General features: G+C 72.6%; 11 protein-coding genes and 1 pseudogene. 10 read left to right on the top strand and 2 right to left on the bottom strand.

All coding sequences use genetic code 11. From position 1 onward, the window contains the following. Window positions 1–23 precede the first annotated feature (23 nt). The 6 genes and pseudogenes from ACZ5D2_RS30245 to ACZ5D2_RS30220 all read left to right on the top strand — a co-directional run. Window positions 24–1172 (top strand): ABC transporter ATP-binding protein, encoded by a 1149-nt coding sequence (locus tag ACZ5D2_RS30245; RefSeq protein WP_371676434.1) that lies wholly within the window; start codon window positions 24–26, stop codon window positions 1170–1172. Then, the gene (locus ACZ5D2_RS30240) at window positions 1169–2098 is read left to right on the top strand and encodes an ABC transporter permease (protein WP_371676433.1); all 930 of its coding nucleotides are present in this window, start codon (window positions 1169–1171) and stop codon (window positions 2096–2098) included. The genes ACZ5D2_RS30245 and ACZ5D2_RS30240 overlap by 4 nt, the downstream gene beginning before the upstream one ends. Beyond that, window positions 2098–2904 (top strand): ABC transporter permease, encoded by an 807-nt coding sequence (locus ACZ5D2_RS30235; protein WP_371676432.1) that lies wholly within the window; start codon window positions 2098–2100, stop codon window positions 2902–2904. Before ACZ5D2_RS30240 ends, ACZ5D2_RS30235 begins: the two co-directional genes overlap by 1 nt. 30 nt (window positions 2905–2934) lie before the next feature. Next, on the top strand, window positions 2935–4353 hold the full coding sequence (locus ACZ5D2_RS30230; RefSeq protein WP_371676431.1) for an NAD(P)/FAD-dependent oxidoreductase: 1419 nt from the start codon (window positions 2935–2937) through the stop codon (window positions 4351–4353). A 160-nt stretch (window positions 4354–4513) separates the two neighbouring features. Further along, window positions 4514–4987: a hypothetical protein gene (locus tag ACZ5D2_RS30225; protein ID WP_468933705.1), complete on the top strand. Its 474-nt coding sequence runs from the start codon at window positions 4514–4516 to the stop codon at window positions 4985–4987. Window positions 4988–5074: 87 nt separating this feature from the next. Further along, window positions 5075–5827: pseudogene (locus tag ACZ5D2_RS30220) on the top strand (carbohydrate binding domain-containing protein); the annotation flags it as partial. 146 nt (window positions 5828–5973) lie between these two features. Here ACZ5D2_RS30220 and ACZ5D2_RS30215 read toward each other — a convergent pair. Next, a complete protein-coding gene (locus tag ACZ5D2_RS30215; RefSeq protein ID WP_371676429.1) occupies window positions 5974–6519 on the bottom strand; it encodes a phosphatase PAP2 family protein in 546 nt (181 codons plus the stop codon). Window positions 6520–6931: 412 nt separating this feature from the next. After that, the gene (gene gabT / locus ACZ5D2_RS30210; protein ID WP_371676428.1) at window positions 6932–8266 is read right to left on the bottom strand and encodes a 4-aminobutyrate--2-oxoglutarate transaminase; all 1335 of its coding nucleotides are present in this window, start codon (window positions 8264–8266) and stop codon (window positions 6932–6934) included. Between the two features lie 236 nt (window positions 8267–8502). On the opposite strand from gabT, the gene ACZ5D2_RS30205 reads away from it, so the two are divergent. From ACZ5D2_RS30205 to ACZ5D2_RS30190, 4 genes are all read left to right on the top strand, one after another. After that, window positions 8503–10866, top strand: a complete 2364-nt coding sequence (locus ACZ5D2_RS30205) for a type IV secretory system conjugative DNA transfer family protein (RefSeq protein ID WP_468933702.1) — start codon at window positions 8503–8505, stop codon at window positions 10864–10866. A 109-nt stretch (window positions 10867–10975) separates the two neighbouring features. Beyond that, the gene (locus ACZ5D2_RS30200; protein ID WP_468933700.1) at window positions 10976–12556 is read left to right on the top strand and encodes a PucR family transcriptional regulator; all 1581 of its coding nucleotides are present in this window, start codon (window positions 10976–10978) and stop codon (window positions 12554–12556) included. A 166-nt stretch (window positions 12557–12722) separates the two neighbouring features. Next, window positions 12723–14168 (top strand): aldehyde dehydrogenase family protein, encoded by a 1446-nt coding sequence (locus ACZ5D2_RS30195; protein ID WP_371676425.1) that lies wholly within the window; start codon window positions 12723–12725, stop codon window positions 14166–14168. Between the two features lie 169 nt (window positions 14169–14337). After that, window positions 14338–16290: an acyl-CoA dehydrogenase family protein gene (locus ACZ5D2_RS30190; protein WP_371676424.1), complete on the top strand. Its 1953-nt coding sequence runs from the start codon at window positions 14338–14340 to the stop codon at window positions 16288–16290.

Here is a 16290-nt window from a genome sequence, read left to right as displayed (position 1 = left end):
GACACCACCGAAGGCCGCGACCCATGACTGACAAGACCGCGAGCGGCGACGTCCGCCTCGCCGGGATCAGCAAGCACTACGGATCGTTCACCGCCGTGCACCCGCTGGACCTCACCATCCCCCAGGGCTCCTTCTTCGCCCTGCTCGGCGCCTCGGGCTGCGGGAAGACCACCACCCTGCGCATGATCGCCGGCCTGGAGGAGCCCTCCACCGGCACGGTCAGCCTCGGCGACCGCGAGGTCACCCACCTGCCGCCGTACAAGCGCCCGGTCAACACCGTCTTCCAGAGCTACGCGCTGTTCCCGCACCTGAGCATCTACGAGAACATCGCGTTCGGGCTGCGCCGCCGAGGCATCAAGTCCGTCAAGAAGCAGGTCGACGAGATGCTGGAGCTGGTGCAGCTCGGCCAGTTCGCCCAGCGCAAGCCCCACCAGCTCTCCGGTGGCCAGCAGCAGCGCGTCGCCGTCGCCCGCGCCCTGATCAACCACCCCCAGGTGCTCCTCCTCGACGAGCCGCTGGGCGCCCTCGACCTCAAGCTGCGCCGCCAGATGCAGCTGGAGCTCAAGCGGATCCAGACGGAGGTCGGCATCACCTTCGTGCACGTCACGCACGACCAGGAGGAGGCCATGACGATGGCCGACACGGTCGCGGTGATGAACGGCGGCCGGGTCGAGCAGCTGGGCGCCCCCGCCGAGCTGTACGAGAACCCGCGGACCACCTTCGTCGCGAACTTCCTCGGCACCTCCAACCTGATCCAGGCCTCGGTGGAGTCCGCGGGCACCGACGTCGTCGTCTCGGCCTCCGGCACGACGCTGCGCCTGCCCGGGCAGCGATGTTCGACCACGCCCAGCGCCGGCGGAAAGCTGCTGGTCGGAGTGCGCCCCGAGAAGATCTCCCTGGTCCACGCGGACGAGGAGGACACCGTCGCCGCCGGCCGGAACAAGATCAGGGGCCGGATCGCCGACTCCTCCTTCATCGGCGTCTCCACCCAGTACGTCATAGACAGCCAGGTCTGCCCGGAGCTGGAGGTGTACGCGCAGAACATCGAGCGCGACGCCCGCCTCGTCCCCGGCGCCGAGGTCATACTCCACTGGAACCCGGAGCACACCTTCGGCCTGGACGCGGCCATGGACATCGACGCCGGCGTCGAGACCGTCGAGGAGAGCGCGTGACCGCCGTCTCCGCGCCGCCCCGGGAGGCCGGCCCGGCCGAACCCCCGGTGCACAAGGCGTCCCTGCGCAAGCGCCTGATCCCGTACTGGCTGCTGCTCCCCGGCATCCTGTGGCTGCTCGTGTTCTTCGTGCTGCCGATGATCTACCAGGCCTCCACCTCGGTGCAGACCGGTTCGCTCGAAGAGGGCTTCAAGGTCACCTGGCACTTCCAGACCTACTGGGAGGCCTTCGGCGACTACTACCCGCAGTTCCTGAGGTCCCTGCTCTACGCGGGCACCGCGACCGCGCTGTGCCTGCTGCTCGGGTACCCGCTGGCCTATCTGATCGCCTTCAAGGCCGGCCGCTGGCGCAACCTCCTGCTGGTGCTGGTCATCGCCCCGTTCTTCACCAGCTTCCTGATCCGCACCCTGGCCTGGAAGACGATCCTCGCTGACGGCGGTCCGGTGGTCGGCGCCCTCAACGCCGTCGGCTTCCTCGACGTCACCAGCTGGCTCGGCATGACCGAGGGGGACCGGGTGCTGGCCACGCCGCTCGCGGTGGTCTGCGGCCTGACGTACAACTTCCTCCCCTTCATGATCCTGCCGCTCTACACCTCGCTGGAGCGCATCGACACCCGCCTCCACGAGGCGGCCGGGGACCTGTACGCCCGCCCCTCCACGGTGTTCCGCAAGGTGACCTTCCCGCTGTCGATGCCGGGCGTGGTCTCCGGGACCCTGCTCACCTTCATCCCGGCGAGCGGCGACTACGTCAACGCCGAACTGCTCGGCTCGACCGACACCCGGATGATCGGCAGCGTCATCCAGTCGCAGTACCTGCGCATCCTCGACTACCCGACGGCCGCCGCGCTGTCCTTCATCCTCATGGCCATCGTGCTGATCATGGTGTCCATCTACATCCGCCGTGCGGGGACGGAGGACCTGGTCTGATGAACAAGCCCCTTGGCTGGCTCCGCCGCAACTTCGTGGTCATCGCGGGACTCGGCACGCTCGCGTACCTGATCCTGCCCAACGTCGTCGTGACGGTCTTCTCCTTCAACAACCCCGCCGGGCGCTTCAACTACGCCTGGCAGGAGTTCTCGCTCGACGCCTGGAAGGACCCCTGCGGGGTCGCCGACCTGTGCGGATCCCTCTCGCTCTCCCTCCAGATCGCCTTCTGGGCCACCATCGGCGCGACCGCGCTCGGCACAGCGATAGCCTTCGCGCTCGTGCGCTACCGGTTCCGGGCGCGCGGCGCGGTCAACTCGCTGATCTTCCTGCCGATGGCCATGCCCGAGATCGTGATGGCGGCGTCCCTGCTCGCCCTCTTCCTCAATATGGGCATCCAGCTGGGCTTCTGGACCATCCTGATCGCCCACGTGATGTTCTGCCTCAGCTTCGTCGTCGCCGCCGTCAAGGCGCGCGTCCTGTCGATGGACCCGAGGCTGGAGGAGGCCGCGCGCGACCTCTACGCCGGACCGGTGCAGACGTTCCTGCGGGTCACCCTGCCGATCGCCGCCCCCGGCATCGCGGCGGGTGCGCTGCTGTCCTTCGCGCTCTCCTTCGACGACTTCATCATCACCAACTTCAACTCGGGCAACACCGTCACCTTCCCCATGTTCGTATGGGGGTCGGCCCAGCGCGGTACGCCCGTCCAGATCAACGTCATCGGTACGGCGATGTTCGTCATCGCGGTCCTGGTGGTGCTGGCCGGCCAGTGGGTCGGCAGCCGCCGCAAGAAGGCACAACCGAAGTAGTCAGTTCAGTTCCGTAGGGAGTTGGAAGCCATGGCCCCAGTCGCCATGCGTAGTGTCGCGAAATCCCTTTCCGAAGCGAAGCCGGTCGCGTACTGGCTGGACGACCCCGGCAAGCCCGCCGCGCAGCCGGCGCTCACCTCCGACGAGCGCTGCGACCTGCTCGTCGTCGGCGGTGGCTACAGCGGGCTGTGGACCGCCCTCATCGCCAAGGAGCGCGACCCCGGCCGGGACGTGGTCCTGATCGAGAGCAAGGAGGCGGGCTGGGCCGCCTCCGGCCGCAACGGCGGCTTCTGCGCGGCCTCCCTCACCCACGGGCTCGCCAACGGCATGGCCCGCTGGCCCGGCGAACTCGCCAAGCTGGAGGAGATGGGCGCCCGCAACCTCGACGAGATCGAGGCGGCGGTCGCCCGCTACGGCATCGACTGCGACTTCGAGCGCACCGGTGAGATCGACGTGGCCACCGAGCCCCACCAGGTCGAGGAACTGCGCGAACTCCACGAGGAGGCCCGCAAGCTCGGCCTCGCGGACGGCTCCGAATGGCTGGACCAGGAGGCGCTGCGCGCCGAGGTCGACTCCCCGACCTTCCTCGCGGGCCTGTGGGACCGCGAGGGCGTCGCGATGCTCAACCCGGCGAAGCTCGCCTGGGGCCTCAAGCGGGCCTGCCTGGAGCTGGGCGTGCGGATCTACGAGAACACGCGCGGTTTGAAGATGTCCTCCGTCGGCGCCGGGATGGCCGTCACCACCCCGTACGGCACGATCCTCGCCCGCCGGGTCGCGCTGGGCACCAACATCTTCCCCTCGCTGGTCAAGCGGATCCGTCCCTTCACGGTCCCGGTGTACGACTACGCGCTGATGACCGAGCCGCTCGACGAGGAGCAGCTCGCCGCCATCGGCTGGAAGGGCCGCCAGGGCCTGGGCGACAGCGCCAACCAGTTCCACTACTTCCGGATCACCAAGGACCACCGGATCCTGTGGGGCGGTTACGACGCCATCTACCCGTACCGGGGGAAGCTCGACTCCGAGTACGACCACCGGCCCGAGACCTACCTCAAGCTCGCGGAGCACTTCTTCACCGCGTTCCCGCAGCTGGAGGGAGTGAAGTTCAGCCACGCCTGGGGCGGGGCCATCGACACCTGCTCCCGCTTCTCGGCCTTCTTCGGTACGGCCCACTCGGGCCGGGTCGCCTACGCGGCCGGCTTCACCGGGCTCGGCGTCGGCGCCACCCGCTTCGGGGCCGACGTGATGCTGGACCTGCTGGACGGGGTGTCCAGCGAACGGACGCGGCTGGAGATGGTGCGCAGCAAGCCGATGCCGTTCCCGCCGGAGCCGTTCGCCTGGACCGGGATCACCCTCACCAAGTGGTCGCTGGCCCGGTCCGACGCCCGGGGCGGCCACCGCAACCTCTGGCTGCGCACCCTGGACCGCTTCGGGCTCGGCTTCGACAGCTGACGCCCGGGCCCGCCGCGCGCCCCCCTCGGCGTACAGGGGTGCGCGCCGTGTGACCCCCTTCACCATGACGGAGTAACGGAACTCGCGTCATACCGTCGCGCGGCCCCGCTCTCTCCCGGTGAGAACCCTTCACCGCGCACGAGAGAACGGAGGCCGGGCGATGACGTTCCCGGGGGCCAAGGCGGCAGTGGAATGGCTGGTATCGGTGGCGCCGGATCCCGACGCCTGCCGGTGGGAATGGGAGCGGGGCCCCCTCGGCGTCGCCCTCCTGCCCGCCGGCCGGAGCTGGGACGTGCTGATCCTGCCGGGGGAGCTGGGCCGGGCCACCCTCGACGTACTGCACCTGCTCACCGGCCGGCCAGGTCCGGTGCTCGCGGACTGCGGCGACGCCCGGGTGGGCTTCTTCGTGCCCCCGGGGACGGCGTCGCGCTGGCTCGGCACGGGCGTGCGCGGCGCCGGGCGCGGGACCTGGATCGCGGTCCCGCACCCGGTCCGTGAGGCGGACGGAGTGCGCTGGCTGGTGGTCCCGGACGGGGAGGGGACGCTCACCGACCCCGTGCTGCTGGAGCTCGCGATGCACGAGGCGGTGGGGCGGGTCCTGGCGGGGGAGGCCGGTGAGGACCGCACCCCTTGACGAGAGGATTGGTCTGGACCATCTTGGGCGCCGCCGTCGCTCCCCGCCAGGGGCCCGGCTCCATCCCCCCATGTTCCGGAGGCAGTCGTGCGCAGAGTGCTCCCCCTCCTCGCGGCCGCCGCCCTGGCGGTGGCCGGACTCCTCACGGCGGGCCCGCCCGCCGCGGCCGTGGACGCCGACCTCGTCCGCAACGGCGGCTTCGAATCCGGCCTCGACGGCTGGAGCTGTTCCGGCGCGTCCGGAGCCGTCGTCACCGCCCCGGTCCACGGCGGGGCTTCCGCCCTCAGGGCCACCCCGGCCGGCCAGGACAACGCCCGCTGCTCCCAGACCGTCACCGTCAGGCCCGACTCCGCGTACACCCTCTCCGCCTGGGTGCAGGGCGCCTACGTCTACCTCGGCGCGAGCGGCACCGGCACCACCGACGTCTCCACCCGGACCCAGACCCCCGGCACCTGGAAGCAGCTCACCACAGGCTTCCGCACCGGCCCCGCCACCACCTCGGTGACCGTCTACACCCACGGTTGGTACGGCCGGCCCGCCCACCTCACCGACGACCTCACCCTCGTCGGCCCCGACCCGGGCGGAACCGGACCCGGCGGGCCGCAGCCCCCGGCCGCCCCCACCGGCCTGACGGGCTCCGCGGCCTCCTCCACCGCGGTCACCCTCGCCTGGGCGGCGGCCACCGGAGCCACCTCGTACAAGGTCTACCGGGACGGCGCCGGCCCGCTGACCGTCACCGCCACCTCGGCCACCGTCACCGTCCTCGCCGCGTCCACCCCGTACACCTTCCGGGTCGCGGCCCTCAACGCGGGCAACGGCCACCCCCCGACGGCCGAGGTGGGCAAGGCGCTGGACTGCCTCACGAAGAAGCTGAACTGCGGCGCGTACCAGACCCACGGCACCTGGCCGGCCCTGCGCGGCCTGATGACCTGGTCCGTCAACTGGGACCGGTTCGGCGGCTGGGAGTTCAGCCGCGGCTTCGACGCCTACTTCGGCGGCTGACCCGCCGCCGCCCGTCCGTCCCGCCGGCGGTCCGCCCGTGCGGGGCGGGCCGCCGCACGGCGCACGGCCAGCAGGAGCGGGGTGCACAGCAGCAGGCTGGCCAGGACGTCCAGGGGCCAGTGGAAGCCGCGCAGGACCAGGCCCGTCGCGGTGAGGGCCGTCAGCAGGGCCGCGAGGGCGGGGGGCCAGGGGCGGCGGGTGTGCGGGGTGAGCAGCAGGGCGGCCGCCGCATAGGCCGTCAGGGCGGTCGCCGTGTGCCCCGAGGGGAAGTAGCCGGCGGCCCAGGGCTCCAGGGGGCCAGGGCGGGCGGTCCACTCCTTGAGCGGCACGATCAGCGCCGGCACCAGGGCCATCGCCAGGCCGGCCGTCAGCGCGGCGCGGGCCCGGCCGCGCCGGGCGGCGTAGAGCATCGCGAGGACCAGGACGGGCACGGCGACCTGGATGTTCCCGAGGTCGGCGAGGCGTTCGGTGACGGCGTCGGGAACGGTGCGCACCACGGCGCGGCTCAGCGCGTGATCCGGGGTCAGCAACGGTCCCGACGTGCGGACCTGCCAGGTGATCAGGGCGAAGAGGACGGCGCAGAGGGCCGAGAGGGCCGCGGCGGAGGAGAGGATGGCCGGCCGTCCCGGAACAGGGGGGATGGTTCCGGGACGGCCGCCCGGATCGGGTTGCCGTGCGCCCCGGGGGGTTTGGGGCGGACGGCCGTCCGATCTGAGAGGAGTGTGCGCGAACGCATGCCCAGTACGGCGCTGGGGAAGCCCGGTACCGGAATCGTCCCCGGTCGCCCGGGAACGGTCTGTCTCACTCATCTGCAGAAACCGTACGCCAACGGGAGGGGGGCCGACAGCGGGAACGCGCTCCCGCCATCGGCCCCCCACACCTTCTTCACAGTGCCCGACCGTTACCGGCGGTAGCGACGGGAGCCTGTGTTCGGGCGTTCGCTCAGATGCCCGCGAAAGCGGCCTCGATGACGTCCAGGCCCTCGTTCAGCAGGTCCTCGCCGATGACGATCGGGGGCAGGAAGCGGAGCACGTTGCCGTAGGTGCCGCAGGTGAGGACGAGCACGCCCTCGGCGTGGCAGGCCTTGGCGAGCGCGCCGGCCGCCTCCGGGAACGGGGTCTTGGAGACCGGGTCCTTGACGAGCTCGATCGCGATCATGGCGCCGCGGCCGCGGATGTCGCCGATGATGTCGTACTTCTCCTGCATGGCCGTCAGGCGGGTCTTCATGACCGACTCGATCTTCTTCGCCGCGGCGTTGAGGTCGAGCTCCTTCATGGTCTCGATGGAACCGAGCGCACCGGCGCAGGCCACCGGGTTGCCGCCGTAGGTGCCGCCCAGGCCACCGCCGTGCACGGCGTCCATCATCTCGGCGCGGCCGGTCACGGCGGCGAGCGGCAGACCGCCCGCGATGCCCTTCGCGGTGGTGATCAGGTCCGGGACGATGCCCTCGTCCTCGCACGCGAACCACTGGCCGGTGCGGCAGAAGCCGGACTGGATCTCGTCGGCGACGAAGACGATGCCGTTGTCGTTGGCGAACTTCACGAGCGCCGGGAGGAAGCCCTTGGCCGGCTCGATGAAGCCGCCCTCGCCGAGGACCGGCTCGATGATGATCGCGGCGACGTTCTCGGCGCCGATCTGCTTGCTGATCTGGTCGATCGCCTGGGCGGCGGCCTCGGGGCCACAGTTCTCGGCGCCGGTCGGCCAGCGGTAGCCGTAGGCGACCGGGACGCGGTAGACCTCGGGGGCGAACGGACCGAAGCCCTGCTTGTACGGCATGTTCTTCGAGGTCAGGGCCATCGTGAGGTTCGTACGGCCGTGGTAGCCGTGGTCGAAGACGACGACGGCCTGGCGCTTGGTGTACGAACGGGCGATCTTGACGGCGTTCTCGACGGCCTCGGCGCCCGAGTTGAACAGGGCCGACTTCTTGGCGTGGTCACCGGGGGTCAGCTCGGCGAGGGCCTCGCAGACCTCGACGTAGCCCTCGTAGGGGGTGACCATGAAGCAGGTGTGGGTGAAGTCGGCGAGCTGCGCGGAGGCGCGGCGCACGACGGCCTCGGCGGAGGCGCCGACCGAGGTCACGGCGATGCCGGAACCGAAGTCGATCATGCGGTTGCCGTCGACGTCCTCGATGATGCCGCCGCCCGCGCGGGCCGTGAAGACGGGCAGGACGGAGCCCACGCCGCCGGCCACCGTCGAAAGGCGGCGGGCCTGCAGCTCCTGCGACTTGGGGCCGGGGATCGCGGTGACGATGCGGCGCTCCTGCGGGACAGCGGTCATAGGGGGCTCCTGGGGGGTGTTTTCGGACGCACTTGTGTCTTTGTCCGCAGGCTAGGCCCGGGGGAGGGGGTTAGGCATGCTCCGTTCGGGAGTGGTGCCCGCGTGTCCTTGTCCGCGGCGGCCATAGGAAGGAAAGGGGACGCGTCCCGCGGAACCCGGTGGGCGACGGCCGCCGGGCCGTACCGGGCACTAGATTGAGCGCCGCAGCGCTTGGCACGGTCAGGGGGCAGGGGTTCATGGACACCGAAGGCACGCACGACGGACAGACGGCCCGGGCAGGGCAGGTCCCCCGCCCGGCGGGCCCCCCGACCCCCCTCCCCCCCAAGCCGGCGCACGCACCGGCGGTGGGCTCTCCGCTGGCGGCCTGGGTCCGGACGTCGCGCCCGAGGGCGGAGCCGGGGGTCTGGCGGTTCGGGTACGTGCCGAGGGCCGGGCAGGAGCCCGTGGCCGGGAGCGGCCGCACCGTGCTCAGCAGCGCCGTCCTGGCGCTGGTCGTCTGTGTGATCGTCTGGACGGTCATGCGCAACGGCTACCTTCCGTATTGGACGCTGCCGGTCAAAGTTCTTACCCCCGGCGGCTGGTGGACCGGGGACCGGTGGGCCGCGCTCTCGGGGGAACCGGTCAAGGGCAGCGGCGGGGAAGTTGCCCTACCCCTCTACCAACTCCTCTTCGACGCCGCACTCCTGTACGGCTTCGGGCGGCTGGGCAGCTGGCCCAGGGCCTGGCGGCTGCTGGTCGCCGCACGTGGCCGACTCGTCCACGCCGGGGCGGTCGGCCTGCTCGGCCTGATCACGCTCTGGCTGGTGAGCGAGATGGCCCTGCCGGTCGGGATGGTCGTATACCCGTTCCTCAGCCTGGACGCCCAGGACTTGGAGGCCAACGTCGCCACGATGGGTCAGGCCGACACCGTCATCAACGTGCTCGTCGTCGCGGTCTTCGTCTGGTTCGCCCTGCGCCCCCCCAGGCTTGAGCCCCGGCCCGCCACCCCGGCCGTCCCCGGAGATGCCGGGCCCGTCCCGCAGGACGGCGTCGATCCCGCCCAGTGGCCCCAGCTCCGCGCCGCCGGGCTCCCGGAGGTGGCCGACCGGCTCGGGGGGGAGGTCGCGGGCGGGCGGATGAACGACGTGGACTACGCCCGCATCCGCCGCGCCTGGGACTCCGTCCAGGCCGACCCCACCCGTGTGCGGGCCTTCGCCGACTCCGTGCGCGACAAGGGCGCCGCCGCCTGCCTCCACCCCTCCGGCGACCGGGACCTGCCCGTGCGCGCCGCCCGGCACGACCTGATCGCCCGGCAGGTGCTGCTCGGCAGCGTCGAGGACCAGGAGCGCAACCCCTACGCCCGCCGCGGCACCCCCCTCGCCCTCGACCCCGAGGTGCTCGGGACCTCCCTGCTCGCCGTCGGGCCCTCCGGGACCGGGAAGACCGCCCGGCTGGTGCGGCCCGTCGTCGAGTCCCTCGCGCTGCAGGCGCTGGCCGGCCAGGCCGCCGTCATCGCCGTCGGCTCCGCCGGCGCCGGGCTGGGCCCCGACGGCGGCTACGACATCGTCGTCCGCGTCGGCGACCCCGACTCCGTCCACGACCTCGACCTCTACGGCGGCACCGCCGACCCCGACGAGGCCGCCACCCTCCTCGCCGAGGCCTTCGTCGGAGACGTCCCCGGCATCGACGTGCGCCGCGCCGCGACCGCCCTCGCGCAGCTGCTCGGCCCGTACCGGGCGGCGTACGGACGCTTCCCCGCCGTGCCGGAGCTGCGCGAGCTCCTCGACGGGCTGCCGCCCGCCCTGGACGCGCTGCGCCACAGGCTGGAGGACGCCGGACAGCAGGCCATGCTCCGCGAGCTCGACGCGCGCACGCGCCAGCACGGCGCCCCCGCCGACCCCGGCCCCGCCCTCGCCGACCGGCTCGCCCTGCTGGACCGGCCCGCCTTCGCCGGGTTCTTCGACACCACGGGCCAGGGCCGCCCCTTCTCCATGCGCGCCCTGGAACACCCGGTCCGGGTCCGGATCGACCTCCCCGAACGGGGCCACGCCGACGCCTCCCGGATGCTGGCCCGGCTGCTCCTCGCCCAGTTCAACGCCTGCGCCACCGCCCGCGCCGACCGCTCGCTCTTCGCCTTCCTCGCCCTCGACGACGCCTCGCACACCCTGACCCCCGAGACGGTCCGCGGGGTGCAGCGGCTGCGGTCGGTGAACGCCGGGGTGCTGCTGACCCTGCGCGCGCTGGACGACGTACCGGAGGCCCTGCGCACCCCGCTGCTCGGCGCCGTCGGCTGCCGGATGGCCTTCTCCGGCGTCACCACCTGGGACGGGAAGCGCTTCGCCGAGGCCTGGGGCACCGAATGGGTCGAGACCCGGGACGTCACCCACCGGACCGTCTTCGCCGACCAGCCGCTCACCCGGGCCATCCACGCCTTCCGCAAGATGGTCACCGGCAAGGCGGTCACCACCGACGCCGTCACCGTGCGCCAGGTCGAGCGCGAACGGTGGTCGGCCTCCGAGCTGGCGCACGCCGTACCGCCCGGCTGCGCGGTGCTCTCGCTGACCTCGGTCCGCGGGGAGCGGGCGGCGCCGCTGCTCGTCCGGTTGGCCGGAACGGGCTGAGCCGACCCGTACGGGGTGGCAGAATCGAGAAGGGCCGTTCATACGTCACGGCGAAATCCCGAAGGCCCCGCAGTCTCCCTCCCCTCCCGCCGAAGGCCCCTGGTACCCGATGCCGCTCACCCTTGCCTCGCTCGTCCAGCACTCGGCGCTCAAACTCAGCGTCCGGGCCGGGGAGACCCGCCTCGACACCCCCGTCCGCTGGGCCCACGTCAGCGAGCTCGCCGACCCGGTCCCCTACATGGAGGGCGGGGAGCTGCTGCTCGTCACGGCGATGAAGCTGGACGCCGAGGACCCCGAGGAGATGCGCCGCTACGTACGGCGCCTCGCGGCCGCCGGGGTCGTGGGGATCGGCTTCGCCGTCGGCGTCAACTACGAGGCGGTCCCGCAGGCGCTGGTCGACGCGGCCCGCGAGGAGGACCTGCCGCTGCTGGAGGTGCCCCGGCGCACCCCGTTCCTCGCCATCAGCAAGGCTGTCTCGGCGGCCCTCGCCGCGGACCAGTACCGGGCCGTGACGGCCGGCTTCGAGGCGCAGCGGGAGCTGACCCGGGCCGCGCTCTCCGCCGACGGCCCCGCCGACCTGCTGGCGAAGCTGGCCGCCCACGTGCACGGCTGGGCCGCGCTGTACGACACCTCCGGCGCCGTCGTCGCCGCCGCCCCCGAGTGGGCCGCGCGCCGGGCCGCGCGGCTCACCCCCGACGTGGAGCGGCTGCGCGAGCGGCCCGCCCCGGCGAGCGCGGTCGTCGGCGGCTCGGAAGACCGCGTCGAGCTTCAGTCGCTGGGCACCGGACGGCGGCCCCGGGGCGCGCTGGCCGTCGGTACGGGGGCCCCGCTGGGCACCGCCGAACGGTACGCGGTGCACTCCGCCGTCGCCCTGCTCACCCTGACCACCGAGCGCTCCCGGTCGCTGCACGACGCGGAGTCCCGGCTCGGCGCGGCCGTGCTGCGGATGCTGCTGGAGGGGCAGGCGGAGCACGCCCGGGCGGTGGCGGGGGACCTGTACGGGGCCCTGCTGGAGGCGCCGTTCCGGATCGTCGTCGCGGAACCGGCGCTGCCGGGCACCGCGCAGCCGGAGGGGCTGGCGCTGCTGGCCGACGCGGTGGAGTCGGCGGCCGCGCGGACCGGCGAGGCGCTGCTGGTGGTGCCGGAGGAGGGCCGGCTGGTGGTGCTCGCCGCCGACGGGGGTTCGGCCGTACAGGCGTGCGCGGACCACGCCGAGGCGCTGGAGACCCGGCGCGGCCGGGACGCGGCGGGGCCCGAGCCGGACGAGCTGGTGGTCGGGCTGTCGGCGCCCGCCGCGGCGGCGGGCGTGGCGGCCGCCTTCAAGCAGGCCGACCAGGCCCTCGCCGTGGCCCGCCGCCGCGGACGGCCGCTCGTCGAGCACGAGGACCTCGCGGCGGGCTCCGTCCTGCCGCTGCTGGCCGACGACGCCGTACGGGCCTTCGCGGACGGCACCCTGCGGGCCCTGCGGGAACACGACGCGACCGGCCGGGGCGATCTCGTGGCCTCCCTCCAGGCCTGGCTCTCGCGCCACGGGCAGTGGGACGCGGCGGCGGCCGACCTCGGTGTGCACCGCCACACGCTGCGCTACCGGATGAAGCGCGTCGAGGAGATCCTCGGTCGCTCCCTGGACGATCCGGACGTACGGATGGAGCTGTGGCTCGCCCTGAAGGCCGGCTCGACCGCCCCGTAGCCCCCGCCGGCACCCCGCCGCACGGGAGGTCCGGGCCGCGACACTGACAAAGCGGCGCAGGGCGGGAGGGCGGCGCTCCATGCCGGATAAACACCGAAAGCCCGGCGGAGTCCTACGGTGGTCTCGACAGGACCCCACCGCACCAACCCGAAGGGCCGGGATTCGCATGACTTCCACCCACGCCTTCTGGCTCGCCGGCCGCCAGGCCACCGGCGAGGACAGCTTCGACGTCCACAACCCGTGGGACGGCCGTCTGGTCGGCACGGTCAGCGTGCCCACCGACGCCCAGGTCGAAGAGGCCGTGGCCGCGGCGTACGCCGTGACGGCGGAGTTCTCCGCGACCCCCGCCCACGTACGGGCCGCCGCCCTGGACCACGTGTCCAAGCGGCTCACCGAGCGCACCGAGGAGATCGCCCAGCTGATCTCCGCCGAGAACGGCAAGCCCGTCAAGTGGGCCCGCGGTGAGGTCGGCCGTGCGGTGTCCGTGTTCCGCTTCGCCGCCGAAGAGGCCCGCCGCTTCAACGGCGGAGACGCCCAGCGCCTGGACACCGACGCCGGTGGCGTCGGCCGCCTGGCCCTGACCCGCCGCTTCGTCAAGGGCCCGGTCCTCGGCATCGCGCCGTTCAACTTCCCGCTGAACCTGTGCGCCCACAAGGTGGCCCCGGCCATCGCCGTCGGCGCGCCGATCATCCTGAAGCCGGCCCCGGCCACCCCGCTCTCGGGTCTGATCCTGGGCGAGCTGCTGGCCGAGACCGATCTCCCGGCCGGCTCCTGGTCGGTCCTGCCGGTCGCCAACGACAAGATGCCGGCCCTGGTCAAGGACGACCGCCTCCCGGTCATCTCCTTCACCGGCTCCGACACCGTCGGCTACGCCATCCAGCAGTCGGTGCCCCACAAGCACTGCACCCTGGAGCTCGGCGGCAACGCCGCGGCCGTCGTCCTCGCCGACTGGTCCTCCGAGGCCGACCTCGACTGGGCCGCGACCCGTATCGCGACCTTCTCGAACTACCAGGCCGGCCAGTCCTGCATCTCCGTGCAGCGCGTGATCGCCGACGCCTCCGTCTACGACCGCCTCGTCGAGAAGGTCGTCGCGAAGGTCCAGGCGCAGGTCACCGGCGACCCGGCGGACGACGCCACCGACGTCGGCCCCCTCGTCTCCGAGGACGCCGCCAAGCGCGTCGAGTCCTGGGTGGACGAGGCCGTCTCCGCCGGCGCCAAGCTGCTCACGGGCGGCAAGCGCGACGGTGCCACGGTCGAGCCGACCGTCCTCGCGGAGATCCCGGCGGGCGTCAAGCTCGCGACCGAGGAGGTCTTCGGCCCGGTCCTGACCATCACCCGGGTCGAGAACACCGACGAGGCCTTCGCCGCCGTCAACGACTCGAAGTTCGGCCTGCAGACCGGCGTCTTCACCCGCGACATCCAGGTCGCCTTCCGCGCCCACCGCGAGCTCGAGGTCGGCGGTGTGATCATCGGCGACGCGCCGTCCTACCGCGCCGACCAGATGCCGTACGGCGGCGTCAAGCAGTCCGGCGTGGGCCGCGAGGGCGTCCGCTACGCGATGGACGACTACACGTACGAGCGCGTCCTGGTCCTCACGGGCCTCGACATCTGACCGACTCGTACGGTCACGGACCGACGGCCGGAGCCCACTGTGCGGGGGCTCCGGCCGTCCCCCATTTCCCCGCCACCCGCACGGGCCTTTTCCCGGGTGCCCGGAACGGGTACGACTCACAGGTAGCACCGATCGGTAGTCCCCCCGATACGGCGAGGTGAGCACCCGGATGTCAGCGACGCAGCCCGTACAGCCCGTACAGCCCAAGGTGACCGAGCGCGAGGCGCGGCAGGTCGCGGAGGCGGCCCGGGAACAGGACTGGCGCAAGCCCAGCTTCGCCAAGGAGCTGTTCCTCGGGCGGTTCCGGCTCGACCTGATCCACCCCCACCCGCTCCCCGCCGACGAGGACGTCCGGCGCGGGGAGGCCTTCCTGGCCCGGCTGCGGGTCTTCTGCGAGAACGAGATCGACGGAGCCCGCATCGAGCGCGAGGCGCGGATCCCCGACGAGACGGTGCGCGGGCTCAAGGAGCTCGGCGCCCTCGGCATGAAGATCGGCACCGAGTACGGGGGCCTGGGGCTGACCCAGGTCTACTACAACAAGGCGCTGGCCCTCGTCGGCTCGGTCAGCCCGGCCATCGGCGCCCTGCTCTCCGCGCACCAGTCGATCGGGGTCCCGCAGCCCCTGAAGATGTTCGGCACGAAGGAGCAGAAGGACGCCTATCTGCCCCGCTGCGCCACCTCCGCGATCAGCGCCTTCCTGCTCACCGAGCCCGACGTCGGCTCCGACCCGGCGCGCCTGGCCACCACGGCCGTGCCGGACGGCGAGGACGGCTACGTGCTCGACGGGGTGAAGCTGTGGACCACCAACGGGGTGGTCGCCGACCTCCTCGTGGTCATGGCCCGGGTCCCCGCGAGCGAAGGGCACCGCGGCGGGATCACCGCCTTCGTCGTGGAGGCGGACTCGCCGGGGATCACCGTCGAGCACCGCAACGCCTTCATGGGCCTGCGCGGCCTGGAGAACGGCGTCACCCGCTTCCACCGGGTCCGCGTGCCCGCCGCCCAGCGGATCGGCGCCGAGGGAGCGGGCCTCAAGATCGCGCTGACCACGCTCAACACCGGCCGCCTGTCGCTGCCCGCCATGTGTGTCGGCGCCGGCAAGTGGTGCCTGAAGATCGCCCGCGAGTGGAGCGGCGTACGGGAGCAGTGGGGCCGCCCGGTCGCCCGGCACGAGGCCGTCGGCGCCAAGATCTCCTTCATCGCGGCCACCACCTTCGCCCTCGAAGCCGTGGTCGACCTGGCCTCCCAGATGGCCGACGAGGACCGCAACGACATCCGCATCGAGGCGGCCCTCGCCAAGCTCTACGGCTCGGAGATGGGCTGGCTGATGGCCGACGAGCTGGTCCAGATCCGCGGCGGCCGAGGCTTCGAGACCGCCGAGTCGCTGGCCGCGCGCGGCGAGCGGGCCGTGCCCACCGAGCAGATGCTCCGCGACATGCGCATCAACCGGATCTTCGAGGGCTCGACGGAGATCATGCACCTGTTGATCGCCCGCGAGGCCGTCGACGCCCACCTCTCGGTGGCGGGGGACCTCATCGACCCCGACAAGGCCCTGGCGGACAAGGCCAGGGCGGGAGCCCGCGCCACCGGCTTCTACGCCCGCTGGCTGCCGAAGCTGGCCGCCGGCCCCGGCCAGGTCCCCGGCACCTACCGGGAGTTCCACCCGGCGGGCCACCCCGACCTCGCCACCCACCTGCGCTACGTCGAACGCGGTTCGCGCAAACTCGCCCGCTCCACCTTCCTGGCCATGGCGCGCTGGCAGGGACGCATGGAGACGAAACAGGGGTTCCTCGGCCGGATCGTGGACATCGGCGCCGAGCTCTTCGCCATGAGCGCCGCCTGCGTCCGCGCAGAGCACCTGCGCGCCACCGGCGACCACGGCCGCGAGGCGTACCAGCTCGCCGACGCGTTCTGCCGGCAGTCCCGGCTCCGCGTCGAGGAGCTCTTCGGCCGCCTCTGGTCCAACACCGACGACCTCGACCGCAAGGTCGTCGAAGGTGTCCTCGGCGGCACCTACACCTGGCTGGAGGAAGGAGTCCTCGACCCCTCGGGCGACGGCCCGTGGATCGCGGACGCGGCCCCCGGCCCCTCCGTACACAAAAACGTGCACCGCCCGCTCCGCTGA

The sequence above is a fragment of the Streptomyces sp. NPDC031479 genome, assembly GCF_055581065.1.
The sequence above is the reverse complement of the archived record's forward strand: the minus strand, read 5'-3'. Positions and strand labels throughout refer to the sequence as shown.

Coding starts and splice junctions, on each gene's coding strand:
- ACZ5D2_RS30245 (WP_371676434.1), top strand. CDS start 24: ATGACTGACAAGACCGCGAGCGGCGACGTCCGCCTCGCCGGGATCAGC.
- ACZ5D2_RS30235 (WP_371676432.1), top strand. CDS start 2,098: ATGAACAAGCCCCTTGGCTGGCTCCGCCGCAACTTCGTGGTCATCGCG.
- ACZ5D2_RS30230 (WP_371676431.1), top strand. CDS start 2,935: ATGGCCCCAGTCGCCATGCGTAGTGTCGCGAAATCCCTTTCCGAAGCG.
- ACZ5D2_RS30225 (WP_468933705.1), top strand. CDS start 4,514: ATGACGTTCCCGGGGGCCAAGGCGGCAGTGGAATGGCTGGTATCGGTG.
- gabT (WP_371676428.1), bottom strand. CDS start 8,266: ATGACCGCTGTCCCGCAGGAGCGCCGCATCGTCACCGCGATCCCCGGC.
- ACZ5D2_RS30205 (WP_468933702.1), top strand. CDS start 8,503: ATGGACACCGAAGGCACGCACGACGGACAGACGGCCCGGGCAGGGCAG.
- ACZ5D2_RS30200 (WP_468933700.1), top strand. CDS start 10,976: ATGCCGCTCACCCTTGCCTCGCTCGTCCAGCACTCGGCGCTCAAACTC.
- ACZ5D2_RS30195 (WP_371676425.1), top strand. CDS start 12,723: ATGACTTCCACCCACGCCTTCTGGCTCGCCGGCCGCCAGGCCACCGGC.
- ACZ5D2_RS30190 (WP_371676424.1), top strand. CDS start 14,338: ATGTCAGCGACGCAGCCCGTACAGCCCGTACAGCCCAAGGTGACCGAG.